The following is a 21,915-nucleotide window of genomic DNA, read 5'->3' as shown; positions in this document are numbered from 1 at the left end:
ATGTTTGTAACCTTTGCCTGGCGCTATTTTAAAGCAAAAAAATCTGCCAATGCTATTAATATTATTGCATGGGTTACTACTGTTGTAATTGCATTTGCTACTTGTAGCCAAATACTAGTATTGAGTGTGTTTAACGGTTTTGAAGGGTTGGTAAAATCGCTTTACTCTAGTTTTTATAACGATGTAAAAATCAAACCTAAGCAAGGAAAAACATTTGTATTATCAGCTAACCAAATTGCCCAATTAAAGCAACAACCTTTTTGTGCAGGCTTATCTATGATAGTGGAAGAAAAAGCATTGTTACAAAATGAAACAGCCCAAACGGTTGTAACGCTTAAAGGGGTTGATAGTATGTATAAAAATATTAGCGGTGTACCAGCGCATATTAACAATGGTAGTTTTGATGTTGGTACAGAAGATGCTCCCAAAATAATAGTAGGTTACGGCGTACAAAATGCAGCGGCCATCAGTTTTAGTGAAGCTTTTCCACCTAGCAACGTTACCATCATCTTACCCAAAAAAACAACTTCTACAGATGCTTTGGCGGCTATGGCACAAGGCAATGCCCTAACTGCAGGCGTTTTTACTATACAACAAGAAATTGATAACGAGTTTGCCATAACCAACATCGATTTTGTTAAACTACAAATGGGGTTACAAGCCAATGAATACTCTGCCGCAGAAATGGCGTTCACAAAAAACACTGATGAAGCTGCTGCTATAAAAAAAATACAAACTATAATTGGTGACCAAATGTTGGTATTAAATAAATATGAACAAAATGCCAATTTATATAGCACTATGCGACTTGAAAAATGGGCTATTTATGCAGTTTTAACCCTCATTTTAGTAATAGCTGCTTTTAATATGGTGAGTGCTTTAACCATGCTTGTACTTGAAAAACAAAAAGATATAAGTATTTTGAAAAGTATGGGTACCAGTAATGCTGGTATTCAAAAAATATTTTTATCAGAAGGTTTATTGCTTGGTATTATAGGCACAACGAGTGGTATTTTACTGGCACTTATCATTAGTTTTTTACAGGTGAAGTTTCACCTCATAAAAATTATGGGTGGCTCCTTTTTGATAGATTATTTTCCTGTAAAATTGATTGCAAGCGATTTATTAATGGTAGCACTTACTGCCATTTTTATAAGTGTGTTGGCCTCATGGTTTCCTGCGCAAAAAGCGGCTAGGCAAGCTATTGCTTTAAAATAAATGATCCATTGTCCATCATTTATTTAAAGTAAAATTTAATAAATTTTACAAATATGATTAAATTTATATATTTACATAAATTTTAAATCATACCTATGAAAGTAACCGTCTAAACATTATTATTATAATAACTTTAGTGATATTACAATTTGTTGCCTGTAAAAAAACGGCATTCAATGAAACAACAAATAATAATTTTAATACAAGTTTATTTTTTAAAAATGATAAAGTATTAACTTTTTATCAGAACCTATTATTTACTAAATTAAAAAAGCAAGTAGCTTCAAATAATACAACCCTACAAATTCCACAAAATTTAGGTTACCCGTTGTGGCATAAATCGTTGATATCATTAAAACCTATTGCCCAAAGTTTTACTAACACAAACGAAGGAGATACTTTAATGGCTGCATATATACCATTAACTATTAATGGTGCTTATTTAAGTGGCCTTATTAAAGCCGATGAATTGGTTGATGGTACATTTACTTTTAGAGTAATGAGCAATACTGAGTTTTATAATGTAATGCATAACCAAAATGCACCAGCTAATGTACAAAATAATTGGTTGAACATATTTTTAATAATGGACTATAACTCTTTTGGTAACAAATTATTTAAAAATATACCTACAACTGCTTTTGCAGCAAATAATATACCTTCAAATATTACAACGGTTGACATTTTAATAGATTCTGTTTATGCTGTACATAATTTAATGCTACCAGTAGAACAATGTTACAATGTAACTTACCAAGGATACCACTGTGGCACTCCTAATAATAGTTTATGCATACCCCATTGCGACTGGGCTACCGGTTGTAGCGTATGTTGGGGCATGTTTTTTGATATGGAAGTTTGTTATGATGTAATGATAGAAATGCCAGGTGGTGGCGGAGGTTCAACAGGTGGTAGCAGTGGTGGAGGTGGGGGTTCATCACCTAACCCTTGTGGTGGTGGTACTGTAGCAAACCCTCTTGAAGGTACATGGTATAGACCAGCCAATGGTGGTTGTGGAGGTGGCGGCGGTTTTGAGCCAGATCAAGAACCACCAATGTCGCCTTGCGAAAAAATTCAATTTTTGTTAAATCCTGCTAATGTAGATGATAGGCAAGCCTTAATAAACTTAAAAACCAATGGCAATAATTTTAATTACGAAACTGGGGTTACTTTTAGAACAATTGGTGGCGCCCCCATTACAATGCCTTTACCAGGGCAAATACCCCCCGTAATTAGTTTAGAAAATAAAGGAGAAATAAAATATACGAATGCTATTCAAAGAATGATGGTGCATTTTCACCCAAACAATGCATTTTTAGCAGCTTTAGGAATAAAAACGTTGCCTATTTTTTCGCCAGGCGATGTTATTTCGTTGGCAGAAATAGATGGATATAAAGATGCATCAGGTAGAGATTTGGTTAATTTAAACAGGTTTGTACTAGGTATGATTAATAGTAATGGCGACGCTTATTTTATTAGTATAGATGATGTAGAACAATTTCGTAATGCTATGAGGGATATTGTCAATGATCCAGTAAACAAAGAAAACTTTGAAGAAAGTTATGAAATTAAGCCTAACACCAATCCAATAATCTATGAAACACAGTTTTTAAAATGGGTAAAGAAAAAGCAATTAGGCATTTCTGTTTTAAAAGCTAATGCTGATTTTACATCTTTTTCAAAACTCACTTTGGACAATCAAAATAATGTTATTCCTACACCTTGTAATTAATTTATAAAAATGAAAAAAATAATACTACTATCAATTGTTCTTTTTTTTACAACTTTAATATATGCCCAATGCCCTAATGCTGGTGATAATATTTATTACCCTCAATTAAATAAATTTGAAGGTACATGGAAGTACAGCAATGGCAACACAGAGGTAATATTGATATTAAAGAAAAAACACATTACAACAAATATTGCTGATAGTGAATCTTACCAAATCGATAAGATACTAGGCGTACTAAGTGTAAAAGTAAACAATATAACAGTTTACAGTAATTTGAATGACCTAAATAGTTTAATAAACGATAATAATTATAGATGCAGATTTGTTTTTAAAAAAGAATGCGATATGAATAATGACGATTTGATTTATTGTTATTCGCATGATGATATTAAGCAAAAAAGTATAACTATTTATGTAACCTACCAGCATACCAATACACCGAGTATACACCTAAGGCAATCAAACAACGAACGCTTTGGATTAATAAATTTAGATGGTACAGTAATTAGCGAAGACCTATCGAACCCCAATGGTACTTTTGACCCTACTTTTACTATACCTAACAACATTGTACTTATAAAACAACCGTAGTGAAATATGCTTTTTATTTAATATTAAAGTGGTTCGCATTTTTGGCTTTAATTTTTATTGGCCATATAATCTATGCTCAATACCCTGATAATGGCGATAATATTTTTTACCCTCAATTAAATAAATTTGAGGGTACTTGGAAATATAGTAATGGTAATACAGAAGTAATATTGATTTTAAAGAAAAAACATATTACAACGAATTTTGCAAATGGTGAGTCTTACCAAGCAGATGAAGTACATGGTGTGTTAAAAGTAAAAATTAGTAACAATACTATTTTTGATAATACTACAGAACTAAACGAATTATTGACAAATAGTTTATATAAGCCAAAAATATCTGTTAATGTAGATTGCTTTTCCAATAATTATGATGTAATTAGTGGTTATATGAGAGATGTTACAAAGCAAAAGGGTGTAGAGTTAAAACTTACATATCAAAATACAAATACACCTACTTTACTTTTAAAACAAATAAATGAAGAACGTTTTGGTTTAATAAATTTAGATGGTACGGTTATTAGCGAAGACCTATCGAACCCCAATGGTACTTTTGACCCTATTTTTACTATACCTAACAATATCGTTCTAGTAAAACAGCCATAGTTTTTTAATTATGATAAACATATAGCATTAAGAAAGCCGCTTTGCAGCGGCTTTTATATTTTTAGTAATCGCCTAATGTTTCTGGTAATTCAGCTAGCGCCTTGGCCAATTGCTCATCATTAGGTGCTATACCATGCCATTCGTGGGTACCTTCCATAAACGAAACGCCTTTACCCATTATTGTTTTCATTAAAATAACCACAGGCTTGCCTTTGCCAGTTAAGCTTTTAGCATGGTGTAAACCTGCAACTACAGCATCCATATCATTACCATCCATCTCCATTACTTCCCATTTAAAGGCTTCAAATTTTGCATGGAGGCTACCTAAATCCATTACTTGGTGAGTTGTACCGTCAATTTGTTGTCCGTTAACATCAACCGTTGCAATTAAATTATCAACGTTTTTACTACCGGCATACATAATGGCTTCCCAGTTTTGTCCTTCTTCTAACTCACCATCGCCCATTAATGTAAATACCAAATGAGCATCTTTATTTAACTTTTTTGCAACTGCTGCACCAATAGCTACGCTTAAACCTTGGCCCAATGAGCCACTAGCAATTCTTACACCAGGTAAATGCTCATGTGTGGTTGGGTGCCCCTGTAAACGAGTGTTAAGTTTACGAAAGGTTGCTAACTCTGCCACAGGGAAATAACCACTACGGGCAAGTGTACTATACCATACTGGGGAAATATGTCCATTACTTAAAAAAAACAAATCTTCTCCTTTACCGTTCATATCAAAATCTTTGTTGTGTGTCATAACATCAAAGTAAAGGGCAGTTAAAAAGTCAGTACATCCTAAAGAGCCGCCGGGGTGACCGCTTTGTACACCATGTACCATACGTACAATATCTCTTCTAATTTGTGTGGCTGTTGCTACTAATGGGTTCATTTTATAAAAAAAAGTTATAGGTGGTTGTATTTTTGCATTGCAAACGTAAATGAAATGATAGATTTTTAAAGCATATCCTTCATTTTTATTTTGACTAACAAAATAATCAGCAAAAACGAACGTTAGTAAAAATACAAAGTGTCAATATTAGTTTTACGTAAACATTACCGTATAAACAAGTTAAAATATATGTTTTAACAACATATTTTATACCTTTGTTAGGTTGTGGAACAACAAACCCTTTATGCAGCAATTAATACTTAGTACAATTTTAGCATTTTTCGTCACTTTTTTTGCGATACCTGTTATTATTCAAATAGCAAAAAGCAAAAAATTGTTTGATGAGCCCGATGAAAGAAAGGTTCATAAAGCCGTTATTCCTACATTGGGTGGGCTGGGTATTTTTGCAGGCTTTATTGTAGCAACTTTAATGGGTGCACCAACTGTGCAAGAGTTACAATATTTTGCAGCAGCCGCCATTGTAATATTTTTTCTAGGTATTAAAGATGATATTTTAGTACTTTCTGCCAATAAAAAATTTATAGGTCAGTTAATCGCCGCTGGTATTGTTATGAAATTTGGAGGTTTGTATATTGATAATATGCATGGCTTTATTGGTATTCATAACATTCCCTATTATGCCAGTGTGTTTTTAACTATTTTTACCATAATCGTTATTACCAATTCGTTTAACTTAATTGATGGTGTTGATGGCCTTGCAGGTAGCCTTGGCCTATTAACTAGTGTGGCATTTGGCATATATTTTTATTTGGCTGGTGAGTTAGCTTATGCTGTAATGGCATTGTCACTATCAGGTGCTATTTTAGGATTTTTAATTTACAACTTTTCACCTGCTAAAATTTTTATGGGTGATACTGGTTCGCTTTTAATAGGTTTAATCAACTCCATATTAGTAATAAAATTCATAAATGTTGCTGGCGGTACAACAAATGCATATGCACTCAATGCAGCTCCTGCATTAGGTTTCGCCATTTTAATGATACCATTGTTTGATACATTAAGGGTTTTTGGGTTACGCATTTCAAAAGGGCGATCACCTTTTAACCCAGACAGGATACATATTCACCATTACTTACTTGATTTAGGTTTTTCACATAAAAAAATTACCCTTAGCCTTGGTGCAGCAGCGGTAGGTTTTATGGCGTTGGCTTTTGCTATTCGTCATTTAAATTGTACAGCTATTGTTGCAATACTATTATTAACAGGCTTTTTATTTATTGGTATTATTTACATGCTCAGAAAAAACCTAAAATCATCGTTTAATGAGCCTGTAAAAGAAAAAGAAATACGCACCACACATAAAATTTTCAACTTAGTACCAGAAACTGCTGAGTTAGACTAAAATTTAATTCCAATTAAATTTAATAAAATAAAAATCTGATGATAACACATCAGATTTTTTTAGCTTTGCACCCAATTACATTTACATTATGGCAGAAGAATTAAATATTATAGTTTCAGATGCAGCAGCTTCAATGAGTAAAGCAATTAACCATTTAGAGGCTGAATTAGCAAAAATTAGAGCAGGTAAAGCTAATCCTATTATGCTTGAAGGTATTACTGCAGATTATTACGGTAGCCCAACACCAATTAGCCAAGTTGCTAATATTGTAACACTAGATGCTCGTACCATATCAGTACAACCATGGGAAAAAAACATGTTACAAGTTATTGAAAGAGCCATCATAGCTGCCAATATTGGTATAAACCCACAAAATGATGGTGTTTCTATCCGCTTATTTTTACCGCCACTTACTGAAGAAAGAAGAAAAGAATTGGTAAAAAAATGTGGTGTTGAAGGCGAACAAGCCAAAGTATCAATCCGCAACATCAGAAGAGATGCGATAGAGCAAATCAAAAAATTACAAAAAGATGGTGCTAGTGAAGATGAATGTAAGGATGCCGAAACCGCAGCCCAAGCCACCACTGATAAACATATTGTAATAGTTGACAAATTATTAGCCGCTAAGGAAGTTGAAATTATGGCTATTTAGTTTTGATGTGTAGCAACAACTAACATTATAACCTCATGCAATCAACTAGAGAAACTTGGTTTTTACTGATTTCTGTTCCTATTTATATATTGTTTATAGGAGCAGAAATTTTACTAAGTAATTGGGGTCATAAAAAATGGTATAGTTTAAAAGGTGTGTTACAAAATGTATACCTCACCTTAATGAATGGCAGTTTAGATTTGTTACTTCGCTGGGCTTTTTATGTGAGTGTTTTACAGTTTACATACCACCATCATATTTTCGAAATTAAAAACCCTTACCTATACTGGTTTTTATTGTTCATTTTAGAAGATGTTGCTTTTTATGTTGAACATAGAATTGACCACTATTGCAGGCTTTTTTGGGCAGTACACCTTACCCACCATTCATCAGAAGAATTTAATTTAACCACAGGTTTTCGATCATCAGTTTTTCAACCCGTTTATCGTTTTATATATTTTTTACCAATAGCTTTGTTAGGGTTTCACCCTCTTGATATTGTGTTTATGTACTCCATTACCCAAACCTATGGTATATTGGTACATACCCAATACATTAAAAAAATGCCCCGTTGGTTTGAAGCTATATTTGTAACACCAGCGCACCACAGAGTGCACCATGCAAGCAACATCATTTACCTCGATAAAAACATGGGAATGTGCCTCATTATTTGGGATAAACTTTTTGGTACTTTTCAAGATGAACTACCTGAAGAACCTGTAAAATATGGGCTTACAAAACCTATTGAACAGCCACACAACCCTTTCAACCATGTTTGGCACGAATGGAAAAATATATATGCAGATTGGCAACGTAACATTCCATTTACCACCAAATTAAAATACCTTTTTATGCCCCCGGGTTGGAGCCACGATGGTTCATCAAAAACAGCCGAACAATTACGTAAAGAGCTGCCCTTAAATTAACCCTTTGTTGTTGCTTTTTTAAAGTATTTTTATACCATGCAAATTATAAATGTAGTTACTGCAGCCGATGCAGCAGCATTTTTTAAATTACCGCTCTACATCTACAAAAATGATCCAAATTGGATACAACCATTGGATAAAGATGTAATGGAGGTTTTTGATAAAACAAAAAACAAAACCTTCCGCAATGGTATACTCGAACGTTGGATTGTAAAAAATGAAAGCGGAATGGTAGTTGGCCGTATTGCAGCTTTTACCAACTCAAAATATAAAAATAAAGGCGATCAATTCCCCGTTGGTGGTGTTGGTTTTTTTGAATGCATCAATAACCAATTAGTTGCTAATTTATTATTTGATACTGCCAAGCAATGGCTTTTACAACAAGGCATGCAGGCAATGGATGGTCCTATTAATTTTGGTGAGAGAGATCGTTGGTGGGGCTTGGTAAACAAAGGTTTTATGGAGCCCATGTATTGCATGAACTATAACTTACCATATTATGTTGCACTGTTCGAAAACTATGGCTTTAAAGTATTTTTTGAACAAGTATGTTTCAGCATGCACCCAAAATCGCCCCTCGATCCTAAAATTTGGAGTAGGCACCAAGAGTTACAAAAAGATGCAAACTTTTCATCTGACCACTTACACAAAAATAATATTGCTAAATACGCTCAAGATTTTACTTCCGTGTACAACAAAGCATGGGCTGGCCATGGTGGGTTAAAACAAATAAGTTTTGAACAAGTTAAAAGCATGTTTACCAAAATGAAACCAGTGATGGATGAAAAAATCATCACGTTTGTATATTATAAAAAAGAGCCAGTGGCTTTGTTTGTGAACATACCCGATTTAAACCAGTGGTTTAAATATTTACATGGAAAATTCGGACTCATTCAAAAACTCAAATTTTTATTCATTAAACAATTCAAAAAAAATAAAAAATTTGCTGGGTTGGTTTTTGGCGTAGTACCTGAGTGGCATGGTAAAGGTGTTGATGCATACCTTATTGGCGAAGCTGCTCGTTATATTCAATCGCCAGAAAGCCCTTATACAGAGTACGAAATGCAATGGATTGGCGACTTTAACCCCAAAATGCTTAACATAGCTAGCAATTTAGGAGCAGTTTTTAGGAGCCGAAATTTATGCACCTATCGGTATATATTTGATCGTAACATGCCTTTTGAACGCCACCCCATTTTATAAATTTGTAACTTTACCTTTTACAACATTCAGCCATATCACTGCATGTTCATTTTACCATTATGGAGAAGTTTATTGTATCAGCTAGAAAATACAGGCCACAAAATTTTAGTACCGTGGTGGGGCAATCGCATATTACCACTACACTAAAAAATGCCATTGCTAATAATCAACTAGCACATGCCTTTTTGTTTTGCGGACCAAGAGGTGTGGGTAAAACAACTTGTGCCCGTATTTTAGCAAAAACAATCAACTGCGAAACCAAAACAGCCGAAGGCGAAGCTTGTAACACTTGCAATAGCTGTGTTTCTTTCGATAATGGTACATCACTCAATATACATGAACTTGATGCTGCTAGTAATAACTCGGTAGATGATATTCGCAGTTTGGTTGATCAGGTACGTTTTGCACCACAAGCTGGCGAATACAAAGTATATATTGTAGATGAGGTACACATGCTCAGCCAAGCAGCTTTTAATGCTTTTTTAAAAACATTAGAAGAGCCGCCTCCCTTTGCTATTTTCATTTTAGCAACAACAGAAAAACATAAAATATTACCTACCATTTTAAGTAGGTGTCAAATTTTTGATTTTAAACGTATCACCACAAACGATACTGTTGAACATCTCAAAGAAATTTGCGATAAAGAACATATCACTGCAGAAAATGCAGCCTTACACATCATTGCCCAAAAAAGTGAAGGTTGTATGAGAGATTCGTTGAGTATTTTAGATAAAATTGTAAGCTTTACTGGCGGACAACTCAATTACAGCAATACCCTTGAGCACCTGAATATTCTTGATGAAGACTATTTTTTTAAACTACTGCAATACGCCATCGACCAACAACTTACTGATGCCTTACTTTTGTTTGATACCATCAATCAAAAGGGATTTGAAGGTGATACTTTTTTAGAAGGTTTGTTGGAATTTTTTAGAAATCTTTTGGTAAGTAAAGATGCGAAAGCCGCTATGCTGCTAGATGTTGCTACTGATTTTAAAAATAAATACATACAAGCTGCTACCGAACTTTCAGCAAGTTGGGTTATCAGCGCCATCAATTGTATGAACGATGCAGCCATCAACTACAAACAATCTCGTAACAAACGTCTTTCAGTTGAAATGGCACTCATAAAACTATGTTACCTCAATCAAGCAATTGAGTTGAGCAACGATGGCGAAGGCTTATCAAAAAAAAAACGAGTTGATGCAGTAAAACCTATTGCATTTAAAGGCATACAGTTTATAAAATTGCCTACCACAACAGCGGTGGTGAATGCTCCAAAAAATACGTCGGCACAAGTAAACACCCAACCTGAAGCTACGCTTACTATTGAACAAGAAAAACAGCCATTAATTCCTACAAAAACAGCTGCTACTTCAAACACCACAACTAGTAACACAACCACCAAAAAACCAGGACTAGGTTCTTTATCAAAAATTAGAGAAAGGCTGTTGGCAGAAAGTAATCAAAACAACCAAAGTATTGCATTAACCAACGAACATTTACAAGAGGCTTGGCAATTGTACATTGAAAAATTACAAGAGCAAAAAAAGCACCCTTTTGTTACACAGTTTAAAGCAGCAAATGTGCAATTAACGGATGAAAACACTTTCAACATCATCACTGGTAGTAGTTTTCAACAAAAATTTATTGAGCAAGAGCGATCGGGTTTAATTAATTTTTTACAGCAACGTTTCAATAATAAATTTTTAAAATACAACCTCATTGTTGAAGAAACAATGGATGAAGAGCAGCCTGTAGATGAAACAAAAGCATTAACCAAAAGGCAACAATGGGATATTTTAGTATCAAAATACCCGTTAATTAAGCAATTTAGAGACCGTTTAAACCTTGAATTAGACTATTAAATTGATAAACTAAACAATGCAAATCAATTTTATTTTTTTTGCATTAATTTCGAAGCAAAATTATACAACTATAATATTATGGCAGAAGTTATTAGGATGCCGCTATTGAGCGATACGATGACAGAAGGGAAGATTGTGGCGTGGAATAAAAAAGTAGGCGATAAAGTAAAGGCAGATGATGTATTGGCTGATGTTGAAACAGACAAAGCCACTATGGAAGTAAATGGTTACGTTGATGGAACGTTGTTGTACATTGGTGTTCCGGCTGGCGAAGCTGCAAAAATCAATCAAATTATTGCCATTGTAGGTAAAGATGGTGAAGATTATAAACATTTATTAGATGGTGAAAATGCTGCTCCAGTGGCGGCTACAACAGCCCCAGCAGCAGCACCTGTTGAAACAACACCTGCGCCTGCAGCAGTAACATCAACAGCAAAAGTGAGTTTACCTGCTGGCGCAAAAGAAATAAGAATGCCGCTTTTAAGCGATACCATGACAGAAGGTAAAATTGTTGCTTGGAACAAAAAAGTGGGTGATCAAGTTAAAGCGGATGATGTATTAGCTGATGTGGAAACTGATAAAGCTACTATGGAAGTAGTAGGTTACGAAGATGGAACGTTATTGTACATTGGTGTTGAAGCTGGAAACGCTGCAAAAATTAATGAAATTATTGCCATTGTTGGTAAACCAGGTACTGATGTAAGTGCATATATTGCTGCCGAAAAAAGTGGTGCTAACGCAGCCAATAACAGTGCTGCACCTGCCTCAACCGAAGCGCCAGCTACAGAAAATGCAACAGCGGCTGCAACTACTGAAACAACTAACAACAGTACCGATGGCAATAGGGTAAAAGCTTCGCCACTTGCTAAAAAAATGGCTGCTGAAAAAGGTGTAGATATTACTAAAGTGGCTGGTACTGGCGATGGTGGTCGTGTTACAAAAAAAGATATTGAAGGCTTTAAAGAAACAGCGGCACCTGCTGCTGCACCTACAAAAGCAACGACCACTATTACGAATGCGGTACAAGGTGAAGAATCTTTCACTGATTTACAATTAACGCAAATGCGTAAAACCATTGCACGTCGCTTAAGTGAAAGTAAATTTAGTGCGCCACACTTTTACTTAACGATGGAAATTAATATGGACAATGCCATTACTGCACGTGCAGCAATTAATGAGGTTAGTCCGGTTAAAGTATCGTTCAACGATATGCTTATAAAAGCAGCTGCATCAGCATTACGTTTACACCCCGATGTAAACAGCAGTTGGATGGGCGATTACATTAGAATCAACAATCATATACATATTGGTTCTGCCTTGGCATTGCCTGACGGCTTAATTGTACCTGTTATAAAATTTGCTGATCAAAAATCATTATCACAAATTGCTGCCGATGCTAAAACATTATACGGTAAAGCAAAAGATAAAAAATTACAACCTAGCGAATTTAGTGGCAACACTTTCACCATATCTAACCTTGGAATGATGGATATTGAGCAGTTCACTGCCATCATCAACCCTCCAGATAGTTGCATTTTAGCCGTTGGCGCTATTAAAGAAACCGTTGTTAGTAAAAATGGCCAGTTCGCCGTAGCCAACATTATGAAAGTAACCCTCAGTTGCGATCATAGAAGTGTTGATGGTGCTGTAGGTGCTGCATTTTTACAAACACTGAAAAAATTCATTGAAAACCCAGTAACCATGCTGGTGTAACTATATTTTAATTCTTTAAAAGCCTTCGTTTTTACGAAGGCTTTTTTGTTGCACATAGTTGTATACAACGTTAATATTTTCAATATTTATTGAAAACTCAATAAACTAAACTAACTTTAATGTTCATTTTTCAATGTATTATGACCATTACAGAAGCAAAACAACAATTCATTAATAGCTGGGGCGCATTTGGCACCCAATGGGGCATCAACCGTACTATGGCTCAAATTCATGCATTATTATTGATTAGTGAGCAACCATTAACGCAAGATGATATGATGGAACAGCTCAACATTAGCAGAGGCAATGTAAACATGAACATTCGTGATTTAATTAGTTGGGGGTTGGTAGAACGTGTTATAGTACCGGGTGAACGAAAAGAATATTTTACAGCAGATAAAGATATATGGAAAGTAGCTACTCAAATTATTAAAGAACGTAAAAAAAGAGAGTTAGACCCTATGCTGAAATTATTAGGACAACTTGAAAATATTGACAACCCTAAAGATGATGAAAGTAAGCAGTTTTTAAAAGTAGTAAGCGATATAAAAAAATTAGGCAGCCATGCCGATAGTTTAATTGATGTAATGATCAAAGCTGAAGAAAACCGGTTTATCAATGCTGTAATAAAACTTTTTAAGTAAATGGATAATTTAACCAATAATACCGCAATTGTTTTGTTTGATGGAGTTTGTAATTTATGCAACAACTCAGTTCAATTCATTATTAAGCATGATAAAAAAAATATTTTCAAATTCGCTTCATTACAATCTGCCATTGGGCAACAATTACTAAAAACTTATGAATTACCAACCAGCAATTTTAGTTCGTTTGTGTTAATTCAACATAACAAAACTTATACCCAATCAACCGCTGCATTAAAAATAACACAGCAATTAAATGGGCCAATTAAATTATTATACGCCTTTATGATTGTGCCTGCTTTTATACGCAATAAAGTGTACGATGTTATTGCAAAAAATAGGTATAAATGGTTTGGGAAAAGAGAGGTTTGTATGTTACCAAGCCCACAACTAGCTAGCAAATTTTTAAGTTAACAATGCTACAAAAATGATATTATGAAAAAGAAGACAATGGTTTTAGGAGCCTCTACCAATACAGAACGATACAGCAATATGGCAGTAAAAAAACTACAACTGCACCAACACCCTGTAGTGGCTATTGGCAATAAAATAGGTACCATTAACGATACACCTATTATAAAAGAAACACCTGATATCAATGATGTTGATACAGTAACATTGTACCTCAACCCTACCAATCAGCAACCATATTATGACTATATTTTATCGTTACATCCTAAACGAATTATATTTAACCCAGGCACAGAAAATAAAACACTTGAAAAAATAGCAACTGAAAAAGGTATTCAAACTATAGAAGCCTGCACATTGGTTTTATTAGCAACCAATCAATTTTAAAAAAACTATCATGATAATATACTAATTCTACTAAAAATGCGTTTTAGTTGCGTAAGACAAAATAAAACATTTAACGCAGTAAGGTAGATTCATGTGTTAATGCTAAGGGAGTCGGTGTTAGGGACCGATTCCCTTTATTTTTTCTTTTCGGCTGTCAACAATATTTCGTCATTGGTTTCTCCAATATAATCTAACAGTTTTTGACGCCCCTGCTTTTTTACGGCACTTGTAACAAAATGCCTTGGTAAAAATTGCCAAGTTTGGCGCATTGCTTCTAAAAAATCTTTTACATTTTTACTTACAATACGTTGCGATTCTTTATCACTTTTCGTAAATGCCAAACTAAACGGCACTTGCCATTTTTTAAGTTGTTCTAAAAATTCTAAATCAATTTTTTGAGGTGAATGCCTAGCATCAATTAAAACAAAAAGTTGGGTAAGGTTTTCACGTTTGCGTAAATAATTTTCAATCATTTGCTCCCATTTACGGCGGCTACTTATACTCACTTTTGCAAAGCCATACCCCGGCAAATCAACCAAATACCATTGTAAATCGGCTACTGCTTTTTTACCCTCTTCGCCATTATTACTGGTAATTTCAAAGTGATTGATCATTTGTGTTTTACCTGGCGAACCCGATGTTTTAGCTAATTTATCATTATTACACAGCATATTTATGAGCGATGATTTACCCACATTGCTTCGCCCAATAAATGCATACTCAGGCCTATCAGGCTGAGGGCACTTTTCAAAATCAGGACTACTAATTACGTAAACAGCTCTTTTAATATGCATCACTTTATTTTAAAATATATGCAAATTTAACTTTTATATGTGCATCAAATACAAACTTGTGCAATTGATGGCTGTTTTAAACAACTTATATTTGCAGTAAGATGGAAAAATACGATCACGATACAATAGTACCATATAAGGATTCTGAGGAGAGTAAAAAAAATCAGGTGGCAAATATGTTTGATAGTATTGCCCACCGCTACGATTTTTTGAATAGGTTTTTGAGCGCAGGTATTGATGTGCGCTGGCGCAAACAAGCTATTAGTTATTTAAAAGACATTCATCCGCAGAAAATTTTAGATGTAGCAACAGGTACAGCCGATGTTGCTTTAATGACTGAAAAAATATTAAAGCCAGCCAATATTATCGGTATTGATATTAGTGATGGTATGTTGGATATTGGTCGTAAAAAAATTGAAGCCGCAGGTGTACAAACTGTTATTCAATTATACAACGGCGACAGTGCTGCAATACAATACAGCGATAATAGTTTTGATGCAGTTACAGTTGCTTTTGGCGTTCGTAATTTTCAACAATTAGAAAAAGGATTGTCAGAAATAAGACGAGTACTAAGGCCTGGTGGTAAACTTGTAGTGTTAGAATTTAGTAGGCCCAAAACACCGCTGGTTAAAGGTTTTTATAACTTTTATATGAAAGCAATTTCACCCAATATTGGCAAGCTTTTTTCTAAAAATAAAGAAGCCTATAAATATTTAGATGAATCTATTCAAAAGTTTCCTGAAGGAAAAGATTTTTTGAATATTTTAGAAAAAGTAGGTTTTACACAAACCATTAATAAACCATTGAGCTTAGGTATATGCAGCATCTATTGCGGAACAAAATAACTTATTCTTTAACCGTTATTATATTGGCTTTACCCATTTTGAGTAAAGCCCAATTACGTGATGGTATTAACCTAATTGATCATGATGAAAAGTTGATACGATTCGGTATCAACTTTGGTATTAACCGTTCACATTACAACATTGGCCATAGCAAACAATTTTTAAGTTTTGATAGTGTAAATGTGATTGAAAGTATCAACAGTACCGGTATTAATTTGGCTTGGATGGTGAACCTCAATTTGAACCAACATTTTGATATACGTACCCAACCCCTCAATTTAATATTTACTGAAAAAGCCTTTCAGTATACGCTTAGTAAGCCCGATAGGGTTCGTAAAGAAGACAGTGTGGTTACAAAAAAGGTACAAGGTATTACGTTGGCTTTTCCTCTACAACTTAAATTTTCAAGTGATAGAATCGCCAATTTTAAAGTGTACATGCTAGCCGGTGGCAGAGTGGAGTATGATTTGGCAGCCAATGCTGGCAAAAAAAATAACGATGAAATTATTACGCTACAAAAGCTAGATTATGCTGCTGAAGCAGGTATTGGCTTCCATATATATTTTCCTGTATTTGTACTTACGCCTGAGTTAAAAGTAACATACGGTTTAAAAAATGTATTATCACCTAACAATAGTTTAAAATATTCAAATACCATTGATCGGCTTAACTCAAGGTCCATCACCTTATCACTTACAGTCGAATAAAAAAAGGCAAACTTAAAAGTTTGCCTTTTTTTATTATGATTATATTTTCTTAAAAATCGTATTGACGTTTAAACATATTCAATCTAATACCTGCTGTAAACAAAGTAGTATTACTTTGACCGGGAAGGTTAGCAATACTGTAGGTTCTATGTTGTAAAGAAGCATCTAAAAACAAATTGGTTTTTAATTCGTATGAAATTAACATCGTACCATTAAAACAGGTTGCCTTTGCTCCGCTACCAACTTTAAAACCATTATCTTTTATACGGGTTGTGTTTAACTCAAAAATATTACTACCAAAATTAATACCTGCGCTATCCAACCCTTGCTGGTAATAAATAGCTCGAGCATCAATAGTTAAACGTGGTATAGGTTGGTAACGAGCAATGCCAATAACCTCTGTAAAATTAGCGCCTAATGGGTGTGCTAAAGGTTGGTTATAATGAGTATAATTTGAAATAGAATCGTTGTGACTATAAGTAAACGGACGTACCCTATTTACCTCACCTTGCACATCTAAGTTTTTAACACCAAATGCATCTACATATTTTACGCCTGCTTGTATACCAAACTTATTTACCCAACTAGTAGGGTTGTTTTTAACTTCACCTAAAATAAACTCATCTAACAAAAACTGGCCATAAAACTGTAACCTATGTGCAACATTTGCTTTAAAATCAATACCGGCCAAGGCATTATCAGGGCTACCTACTGAGCCCTCTACATGTCTGTAAAAAATAACTGGGTTGAGGTATTGAAAATCAAATCTATTTTTTCTACCAAAAACAATACCCTCAAATAAACCAATATTCAACCACTTCGTAACGTTCATACTCAAATGATGTATGGCTGCATATTTTCTGTCAATGAGTGTATCGTTACTTCTATTTTTTCTAAACTGGGGTGTTAACTCCATAAAAATATTTTGGTAATTAAACTTCCACACTTTTGTGTTCAGTTTTGCAAACAAATAACTATTACCCCAATCACTTAAAAATAAGCTGCGGTAACCATTACCAATAAAATTTTTATCGTGCCCAAATTGTACATCTATAAACTTGGCTACATTGAAAGTAAAATATCCTCGAGCATCAAAATAATCAACCCCTGTTTTTTTAAATTCTTTATAAAAACCTACACCAGGCACTGCATTGTATTGATTTACCTGCTGTTGAAAAAAACGTGGCCCTCTTTCTTGGTTATCTGTTAAGAAAGTGGAGAAGCCAATTTTTTTACCAATGAGGCCACGTACGCTAACACCTCTTGAGTTTAAAAATATGCCTTCATCGTAACCTGGCTCAACAGCTTGATGAATTTGTAAAATAGGGTTAATGGCAATAAATACATCTTTATTATTAACTTCTAAAAAGTTAGCTTTCGTTTTATAGAATGTATTAAAAAGAGGCTTCTTACTTAAAAAATTTTCTTTTGGTGTAGTTACCCATTCACTATTGTTCATGAGTAAACTTTGCAAATTATATTCATCTACTGGCGTTAAATCAAGGTCGGTCCACTCTTTAAATTTATCAACCCCCATGCTATCGCTGTAGCCCATACGTGCACTATCTAAAAAAGTAGCTTCTTTTACAATGTACTTACGGTTGAAAGGGCGTAAAGTTGAAAAATTTAAATCTGTATTGTATTGCTGCTTTATTTCCATGCGATCAATAAAATGTGCTTCTCTTGACCCTTGGTTTAAATAGGTTGATTGTGCTGCGGCAGTAAATGGGCAAACAAAAACCATTAATTTGATAAAGCTTTTAATAATTTGCATGTAGTTTAGTATTTTTTGATAATTATAACTCTAACGAATAATTGTATGCAAAAGTATCTTTTTAAAAACATACTTACCGTAAATGAAGGAAAAATTGATACAACAGATGTGTTGATTAAAAATGATAGAATTGAAAAAATTGCTCCCAATATTACAGAAAAAGGCAACGTAATAGAAATTAATGGTGAAAATAAACACCTTTTTCCTGGAGTTATTGATGATCAAGTGCATTTTAGAGAACCAGGGCTTACCCACAAAGCCAATATTGAAAGTGAAAGCAGGGCAGCGGTTGCAGGTGGTGTTACCACGTTTATGGAAATGCCTAATACCATACCAAATGCACTTACCATTGAGTTGTTAGAAGAAAAATATGCAATTGCCGCTGCAACATCAGCCGCAAATTATTCATTTTTTATGGGTGTGAGTAATGATAACAAAGAAGAAGCACTCAAAGTAAACCAACTAAAAAATGATATATGTGGTTTAAAAATTTTTATGGGTAGTAGCACTGGTAATATGTTGGTAAACAACCATGCTACGCTTGATGCTATTTTTAGCAACAGTGAGGTTTTAATTGCAACGCATTGTGAAGATGAAAGAATTATTACAGAACGATATGCTCATCAAAAAGCAATTAAACCAAACTTAGAAGCGGCTGATCATCCTATCATAAGAAATGATGAAGCTTGCTTTGAATCATCGTTAACCGCTATTCAATTTGCAAAAAAATATAATAGTCGTTTACACATTTTACATATATCAACTGAAAAAGAATTACAACTATTCGGCAATATGCTACCGTTAAAAGATAAACGTATAACAGCCGAAGTATGTGTACATCACCTACATTTTAACGCAACAGATTATGATACTTTGGGTTATAAAATAAAATGTAACCCTGCTATTAAAGGCCCTAAAAATGCCAAAGCGCTGTGGCAAGCATTGTTAGATGATCGCCTCGATGTAATTGCCACTGACCATGCACCACATTTACTTAGTGAAAAAGAGCCGCCTTACGAAAAAGCACATGCAGGTTTACCATTAGTACAACACTCCTTACAACTTATGTTGCACTACCACCAACAAGGCTATATTAGTTTAGAAAAAATTGCTGAAAAAATGAGCCATGCTGTTGCTACTTGTTTTCAAATTAAAGAACGTGGTTTTATTAGGGAAGGATATTTTGCTGACTTAGTGATGGTAAACCTCAACCAACCTTACACCGTAACAAAAGAAAATATTTTATACAAATGTGGTTGGAGCCCATTAGAACAGTTTACGTTTCCTGCTACAATAGAACAAACAATGGTTAATGGCAATATCGTTTATGGAAATGGCCACATCAATGCATCACACAAAGGTAGTCGCATACAATTTGATCGATCATTTTAACATTACAATACAGTATGGAAATAGATAAAACCACCCTAAATGATTTAGTGATTTTTGATAAAGAAGATGAATTTTCTATTTTCAATAAAATTAACGCTACCACAACAGTTAGGGGCAGGGAGCAATTACGCAAATACATAGCCACTCCATTGCCTAATGCACAAGCTATAAGAGCCATACAACAAACCATAACTACAATTATACAACACCTGCAACAATGGCCAACGTGTATATCAAACGGTACAATAATGGTGGTAGAAAGGTTTTATGATGCACAAATTGATGCAATACCACAAAAACCTACACCCATAAATACTTTCAGTTACAAAATATTACATAGCCATGATTTTACGCTGGTAAAGTATTCTGTAAAGCACTGTTTCGATTTTATAAAAGGTATGCAACAGTTGGTAGCATTGTTGTTGCATGATGATACACCTGCCCCTTTAAAAGAACAACTTTCAAATGCACAACAATTACTACATCAATCAGCATTCAACATCATCCATAAAAAAACAACAGCGGCTGAATTAAATGCAGCCCAAACCCTACAACTTGGGTACTTTTTATTGTACCAATACAAAAGAAAAATGTATGATTTACTAAACATTTTTGGAAGATTAGATGCTTGGTTTGGTATGGCAAAAACGACTCAACAATTCAATTTGTGTATGCCCGAAATTGTTGAAACAGATACACCTTTTATACAAGCAAACAAACTGTTTCATTTAATGTTGAATAACCCTGTGAGTTACAATGTAACCCTTAATAAAACAACAAACTTTTTATTTTTAACAGGGGCTAATATGGCTGGCAAAAGTACTTTTATTAAAGCTTGTGGTACGGCTGTTTACTTAGCACATACGGGCATGGGCGTACCTGCACAACAAATGCAATTGAGTTTTTTTGATGGCATTTTGAGTAACATAAACGTAATTGATAATATTGCCAAAGGCGAAAGTTATTTTTTTAATGAAGTACAACGCATAAAAGCAACTATTAAAAAAGTGAGTGATGGTAAAAAATGGTTGATTTTAATTGATGAACTTTTTAAAGGCACCAACGTGCAAGATGCAATGAAATGCAGTAGCGAAGTTATAGGCGGTTTATTAAAAGTAAAAAATTCATTGTTTATTTTATCAACGCATTTGTATGAAATTGGGCATGAGTTAAAAGTGCACCCAAATATTACTTTTAATTACTTTGAAACGGCCGTTACCAATGATCAATTAAGTTTTAGTTATCTACTTAAAGATGGTATTAGTAACGACCGTTTGGGTTATCTTATTTTAAAAAAAGAAGGTGTGGTTGATATGTTAGGAAGATTGTAAACAAATTAGAATAATGACAATTGCAATTCATGAACATATTTCGGTTTTGATTTGCGTTTTTTATGATACGTAGCCCCTATATGGTATAAAGTAGTGGGCTTTAACCTACTAGCAACACTTATTTGAACACCTTCAGCTTTTTGCTCAAAAAGTTGCTGCACCAAGGTAGCGTCATTATTATCTTTCGATAAATGTGCCAGTATAATATGTGTTAATTTGGGCGTACGATGTTGTATAAATAAATTGAACGCTTCCGTATTGCTTAAGTGCCCATTGCCGCCCCTTATTCTATCTTGTAAAAAAATAGGGTATTTGCCATTAGCAAGCATGGCAGTATCATAATTAGCTTCTAAAATAACGGCATGGCATTGCTTAAAATGTTTAATTACATTGTTACAAACTTTACCAATATCTGTATAAACTCCTACAGTTACGGCATTGTAGGTAATATTAAAACTTGTAGGGTCAGCAGCATCGTGGTATTTTGCAAATGCCTTTATTTGCAACGTACCTATATTAAATGTATCGTTTTTTTCAAAATGTACAATGGGTGTATCTTTTAAGTGATAGCAACCTTGCATGGTTGCCTTGGTTACATACACCGGTATTTGGTATTTAATGGATAAACCAGCCAGGCCACGTACATGATCAATATGCTCATGAGATACCACAATTGCTTTTATGTTGCTAACCTTTAATTGTAAACTAAGTAACCTACGTTCAATTTCTTTACAAGCCAAACCTGCATCTACCAACACCGCATCATGTTCATTGCCTACGTAGTAACAATTACCATTACTTCCACTGTTTAACGAGGCTACATATAAACTCATGCTACAAAGAAAATGAAAATTAGTGCTA

Annotated in this window: 21 protein-coding genes; 17 read left to right on the top strand and 4 right to left on the bottom strand. The window is 34.2% G+C overall.

The annotated features are described in order from the left end of the window. The 4 genes from ACFOWM_RS10915 (at position 1) to ACFOWM_RS10900 (ending at position 4,149) form a co-directional block, all read left to right on the top strand. Positions 1–1,218 carry an FtsX-like permease family protein gene (locus tag ACFOWM_RS10915; protein WP_379709885.1) on the top strand — a complete coding sequence of 406 codons (1,218 nt, stop codon included), beginning with the start codon at positions 1–3 and terminating at the stop codon, positions 1,216–1,218. 136 nt (positions 1,219–1,354) lie between these two features. Beyond that, positions 1,355–2,950, top strand: a complete 1,596-nt coding sequence (locus ACFOWM_RS10910) for a hypothetical protein (protein WP_379709882.1) — start codon at positions 1,355–1,357, stop codon at positions 2,948–2,950. 9 nt (positions 2,951–2,959) lie between these two features. Then, on the top strand, positions 2,960–3,544 hold the full coding sequence (locus ACFOWM_RS10905) for a DUF6705 family protein (RefSeq protein WP_379709880.1): 585 nt from the start codon (positions 2,960–2,962) through the stop codon (positions 3,542–3,544). A 41-nt stretch (positions 3,545–3,585) separates the two neighbouring features. After that, positions 3,586–4,149 carry a DUF6705 family protein gene (locus ACFOWM_RS10900; RefSeq protein WP_379709877.1) on the top strand — a complete coding sequence of 188 codons (564 nt, stop codon included), beginning with the start codon at positions 3,586–3,588 and terminating at the stop codon, positions 4,147–4,149. Positions 4,150–4,210: 61 nt separating this feature from the next. Here ACFOWM_RS10900 and ACFOWM_RS10895 read toward each other — a convergent pair whose 3' ends face one another. Continuing rightward, on the bottom strand, positions 4,211–5,044 hold the full coding sequence (locus ACFOWM_RS10895; protein WP_379709875.1) for a transketolase: 834 nt from the start codon (positions 5,042–5,044) through the stop codon (positions 4,211–4,213). Positions 5,045–5,288: 244 nt separating this feature from the next. Here ACFOWM_RS10895 and ACFOWM_RS10890 point away from each other — a divergent pair, with 244 nt between their 5' ends. From ACFOWM_RS10890 to ACFOWM_RS10850, 9 genes are all read left to right on the top strand, one after another. Further along, positions 5,289–6,407 (top strand): glycosyltransferase family 4 protein, encoded by a 1,119-nt coding sequence (locus ACFOWM_RS10890; RefSeq protein WP_379709872.1) that lies wholly within the window; start codon positions 5,289–5,291, stop codon positions 6,405–6,407. A gap of 88 nt (positions 6,408–6,495) precedes the next feature. Beyond that, complete coding sequence (frr, locus tag ACFOWM_RS10885; protein WP_379709869.1) at positions 6,496–7,059, top strand: ribosome recycling factor; 564 nt, start codon at positions 6,496–6,498, stop codon at positions 7,057–7,059. Positions 7,060–7,094: 35 nt separating this feature from the next. After that, positions 7,095–7,985 (top strand): sterol desaturase family protein, encoded by an 891-nt coding sequence (locus ACFOWM_RS10880; protein WP_379709867.1) that lies wholly within the window; start codon positions 7,095–7,097, stop codon positions 7,983–7,985. A 36-nt stretch (positions 7,986–8,021) separates the two neighbouring features. After that, positions 8,022–9,188: a hypothetical protein gene (locus ACFOWM_RS10875; protein WP_379709865.1), complete on the top strand. Its 1,167-nt coding sequence runs from the start codon at positions 8,022–8,024 to the stop codon at positions 9,186–9,188. Positions 9,189–9,247: 59 nt separating this feature from the next. Further along, the gene (gene dnaX, locus ACFOWM_RS10870; RefSeq protein ID WP_379709863.1) at positions 9,248–11,056 is read left to right on the top strand and encodes a DNA polymerase III subunit gamma/tau; all 1,809 of its coding nucleotides are present in this window, start codon (positions 9,248–9,250) and stop codon (positions 11,054–11,056) included. Between the two features lie 78 nt (positions 11,057–11,134). Continuing rightward, positions 11,135–12,769: a pyruvate dehydrogenase complex dihydrolipoamide acetyltransferase gene (locus ACFOWM_RS10865; protein WP_379709861.1), complete on the top strand. Its 1,635-nt coding sequence runs from the start codon at positions 11,135–11,137 to the stop codon at positions 12,767–12,769. Between the two features lie 119 nt (positions 12,770–12,888). Next, positions 12,889–13,413 carry a GbsR/MarR family transcriptional regulator gene (locus tag ACFOWM_RS10860; protein WP_379709859.1) on the top strand — a complete coding sequence of 175 codons (525 nt, stop codon included), beginning with the start codon at positions 12,889–12,891 and terminating at the stop codon, positions 13,411–13,413. Beyond that, positions 13,414–13,827, top strand: a complete 414-nt coding sequence (locus tag ACFOWM_RS10855; RefSeq protein WP_379709857.1) for a thiol-disulfide oxidoreductase DCC family protein — start codon at positions 13,414–13,416, stop codon at positions 13,825–13,827. A 21-nt stretch (positions 13,828–13,848) separates the two neighbouring features. Beyond that, a complete protein-coding gene (locus ACFOWM_RS10850; RefSeq protein WP_379709855.1) occupies positions 13,849–14,211 on the top strand; it encodes a CoA-binding protein in 363 nt (120 codons plus the stop codon). A gap of 134 nt (positions 14,212–14,345) precedes the next feature. Here the strand turns inward: ACFOWM_RS10850 and yihA are convergent, their stop codons facing one another. Next, positions 14,346–15,005 (bottom strand): ribosome biogenesis GTP-binding protein YihA/YsxC, encoded by a 660-nt coding sequence (gene yihA / locus ACFOWM_RS10845; RefSeq protein ID WP_379709853.1) that lies wholly within the window; start codon positions 15,003–15,005, stop codon positions 14,346–14,348. A gap of 101 nt (positions 15,006–15,106) precedes the next feature. On the opposite strand from yihA, the gene ubiE reads away from it, so the two are divergent. After that, complete coding sequence (gene ubiE, locus ACFOWM_RS10840) at positions 15,107–15,850, top strand: bifunctional demethylmenaquinone methyltransferase/2-methoxy-6-polyprenyl-1,4-benzoquinol methylase UbiE (protein ID WP_379709851.1); 744 nt, start codon at positions 15,107–15,109, stop codon at positions 15,848–15,850. Then, positions 15,823–16,557, top strand: coding sequence for a type IX secretion/gliding motility protein PorT/SprT (gene porT / locus ACFOWM_RS10835; RefSeq protein WP_449267377.1), 735 nt, complete (start codon positions 15,823–15,825; stop codon positions 16,555–16,557). Before ubiE ends, porT begins: the two co-directional genes overlap by 28 nt. Positions 16,558–16,606: 49 nt before the next feature. Here porT and ACFOWM_RS10830 read toward each other — a convergent pair whose 3' ends face one another. Beyond that, positions 16,607–18,331: a capsule assembly Wzi family protein gene (locus ACFOWM_RS10830; RefSeq protein WP_379709846.1), complete on the bottom strand. Its 1,725-nt coding sequence runs from the start codon at positions 18,329–18,331 to the stop codon at positions 16,607–16,609. Positions 18,332–18,376: 45 nt separating this feature from the next. Here ACFOWM_RS10830 and ACFOWM_RS10825 point away from each other — a divergent pair, with 45 nt between their 5' ends. Continuing rightward, positions 18,377–19,723 (top strand): dihydroorotase, encoded by a 1,347-nt coding sequence (locus tag ACFOWM_RS10825; RefSeq protein ID WP_379709844.1) that lies wholly within the window; start codon positions 18,377–18,379, stop codon positions 19,721–19,723. A 14-nt stretch (positions 19,724–19,737) separates the two neighbouring features. Next, positions 19,738–21,054 carry a MutS-related protein gene (locus ACFOWM_RS10820; protein WP_379709841.1) on the top strand — a complete coding sequence of 439 codons (1,317 nt, stop codon included), beginning with the start codon at positions 19,738–19,740 and terminating at the stop codon, positions 21,052–21,054. A gap of 5 nt (positions 21,055–21,059) precedes the next feature. On the opposite strand, the gene ACFOWM_RS10815 is transcribed toward ACFOWM_RS10820, so the two are convergent. Further along, the gene (locus ACFOWM_RS10815; RefSeq protein WP_379709838.1) at positions 21,060–21,887 is read right to left on the bottom strand and encodes an MBL fold metallo-hydrolase; all 828 of its coding nucleotides are present in this window, start codon (positions 21,885–21,887) and stop codon (positions 21,060–21,062) included. Positions 21,888–21,915: the final 28 nt, after the last annotated feature.

The organism is Ferruginibacter yonginensis (genome assembly GCF_042651465.1).
Classification (GTDB): Bacteria; Bacteroidota; Bacteroidia; order Chitinophagales; family Chitinophagaceae; genus Ferruginibacter; species Ferruginibacter yonginensis.
The sequence above is the reverse complement of the archived record's forward strand: the minus strand, read 5'-3'. Positions and strand labels throughout refer to the sequence as shown.

Excerpts from the sequence above, each read along its gene's own strand:
- ACFOWM_RS10915 (WP_379709885.1), top strand. The coding sequence starts at position 1 with ATGTTTGTAACCTTTGCCTGGCGCTATTTTAAAGCAAAAAAATCTGCC.
- ACFOWM_RS10905 (WP_379709880.1), top strand. The coding sequence starts at position 2,960 with ATGAAAAAAATAATACTACTATCAATTGTTCTTTTTTTTACAACTTTA.
- ACFOWM_RS10895 (WP_379709875.1), bottom strand. The coding sequence starts at position 5,044 with ATGAACCCATTAGTAGCAACAGCCACACAAATTAGAAGAGATATTGTA.
- ACFOWM_RS10890 (WP_379709872.1), top strand. The coding sequence starts at position 5,289 with ATGCAGCAATTAATACTTAGTACAATTTTAGCATTTTTCGTCACTTTT.
- frr (WP_379709869.1), top strand. The coding sequence starts at position 6,496 with ATGGCAGAAGAATTAAATATTATAGTTTCAGATGCAGCAGCTTCAATG.
- ACFOWM_RS10880 (WP_379709867.1), top strand. The coding sequence starts at position 7,095 with ATGCAATCAACTAGAGAAACTTGGTTTTTACTGATTTCTGTTCCTATT.
- ACFOWM_RS10875 (WP_379709865.1), top strand. The coding sequence starts at position 8,022 with ATGCAAATTATAAATGTAGTTACTGCAGCCGATGCAGCAGCATTTTTT.
- dnaX (WP_379709863.1), top strand. The coding sequence starts at position 9,248 with ATGGAGAAGTTTATTGTATCAGCTAGAAAATACAGGCCACAAAATTTT.
- ACFOWM_RS10865 (WP_379709861.1), top strand. The coding sequence starts at position 11,135 with ATGGCAGAAGTTATTAGGATGCCGCTATTGAGCGATACGATGACAGAA.
- ACFOWM_RS10860 (WP_379709859.1), top strand. The coding sequence starts at position 12,889 with ATGTTCATTTTTCAATGTATTATGACCATTACAGAAGCAAAACAACAA.
- ACFOWM_RS10855 (WP_379709857.1), top strand. The coding sequence starts at position 13,414 with ATGGATAATTTAACCAATAATACCGCAATTGTTTTGTTTGATGGAGTT.
- ACFOWM_RS10850 (WP_379709855.1), top strand. The coding sequence starts at position 13,849 with ATGAAAAAGAAGACAATGGTTTTAGGAGCCTCTACCAATACAGAACGA.
- yihA (WP_379709853.1), bottom strand. The coding sequence starts at position 15,005 with ATGCATATTAAAAGAGCTGTTTACGTAATTAGTAGTCCTGATTTTGAA.
- ubiE (WP_379709851.1), top strand. The coding sequence starts at position 15,107 with ATGGAAAAATACGATCACGATACAATAGTACCATATAAGGATTCTGAG.
- porT (WP_449267377.1), top strand. The coding sequence starts at position 15,823 with ATGCAGCATCTATTGCGGAACAAAATAACTTATTCTTTAACCGTTATT.
- ACFOWM_RS10830 (WP_379709846.1), bottom strand. The coding sequence starts at position 18,331 with ATGCAAATTATTAAAAGCTTTATCAAATTAATGGTTTTTGTTTGCCCA.
- ACFOWM_RS10825 (WP_379709844.1), top strand. The coding sequence starts at position 18,377 with ATGCAAAAGTATCTTTTTAAAAACATACTTACCGTAAATGAAGGAAAA.
- ACFOWM_RS10820 (WP_379709841.1), top strand. The coding sequence starts at position 19,738 with ATGGAAATAGATAAAACCACCCTAAATGATTTAGTGATTTTTGATAAA.
- ACFOWM_RS10815 (WP_379709838.1), bottom strand. The coding sequence starts at position 21,887 with ATGAGTTTATATGTAGCCTCGTTAAACAGTGGAAGTAATGGTAATTGT.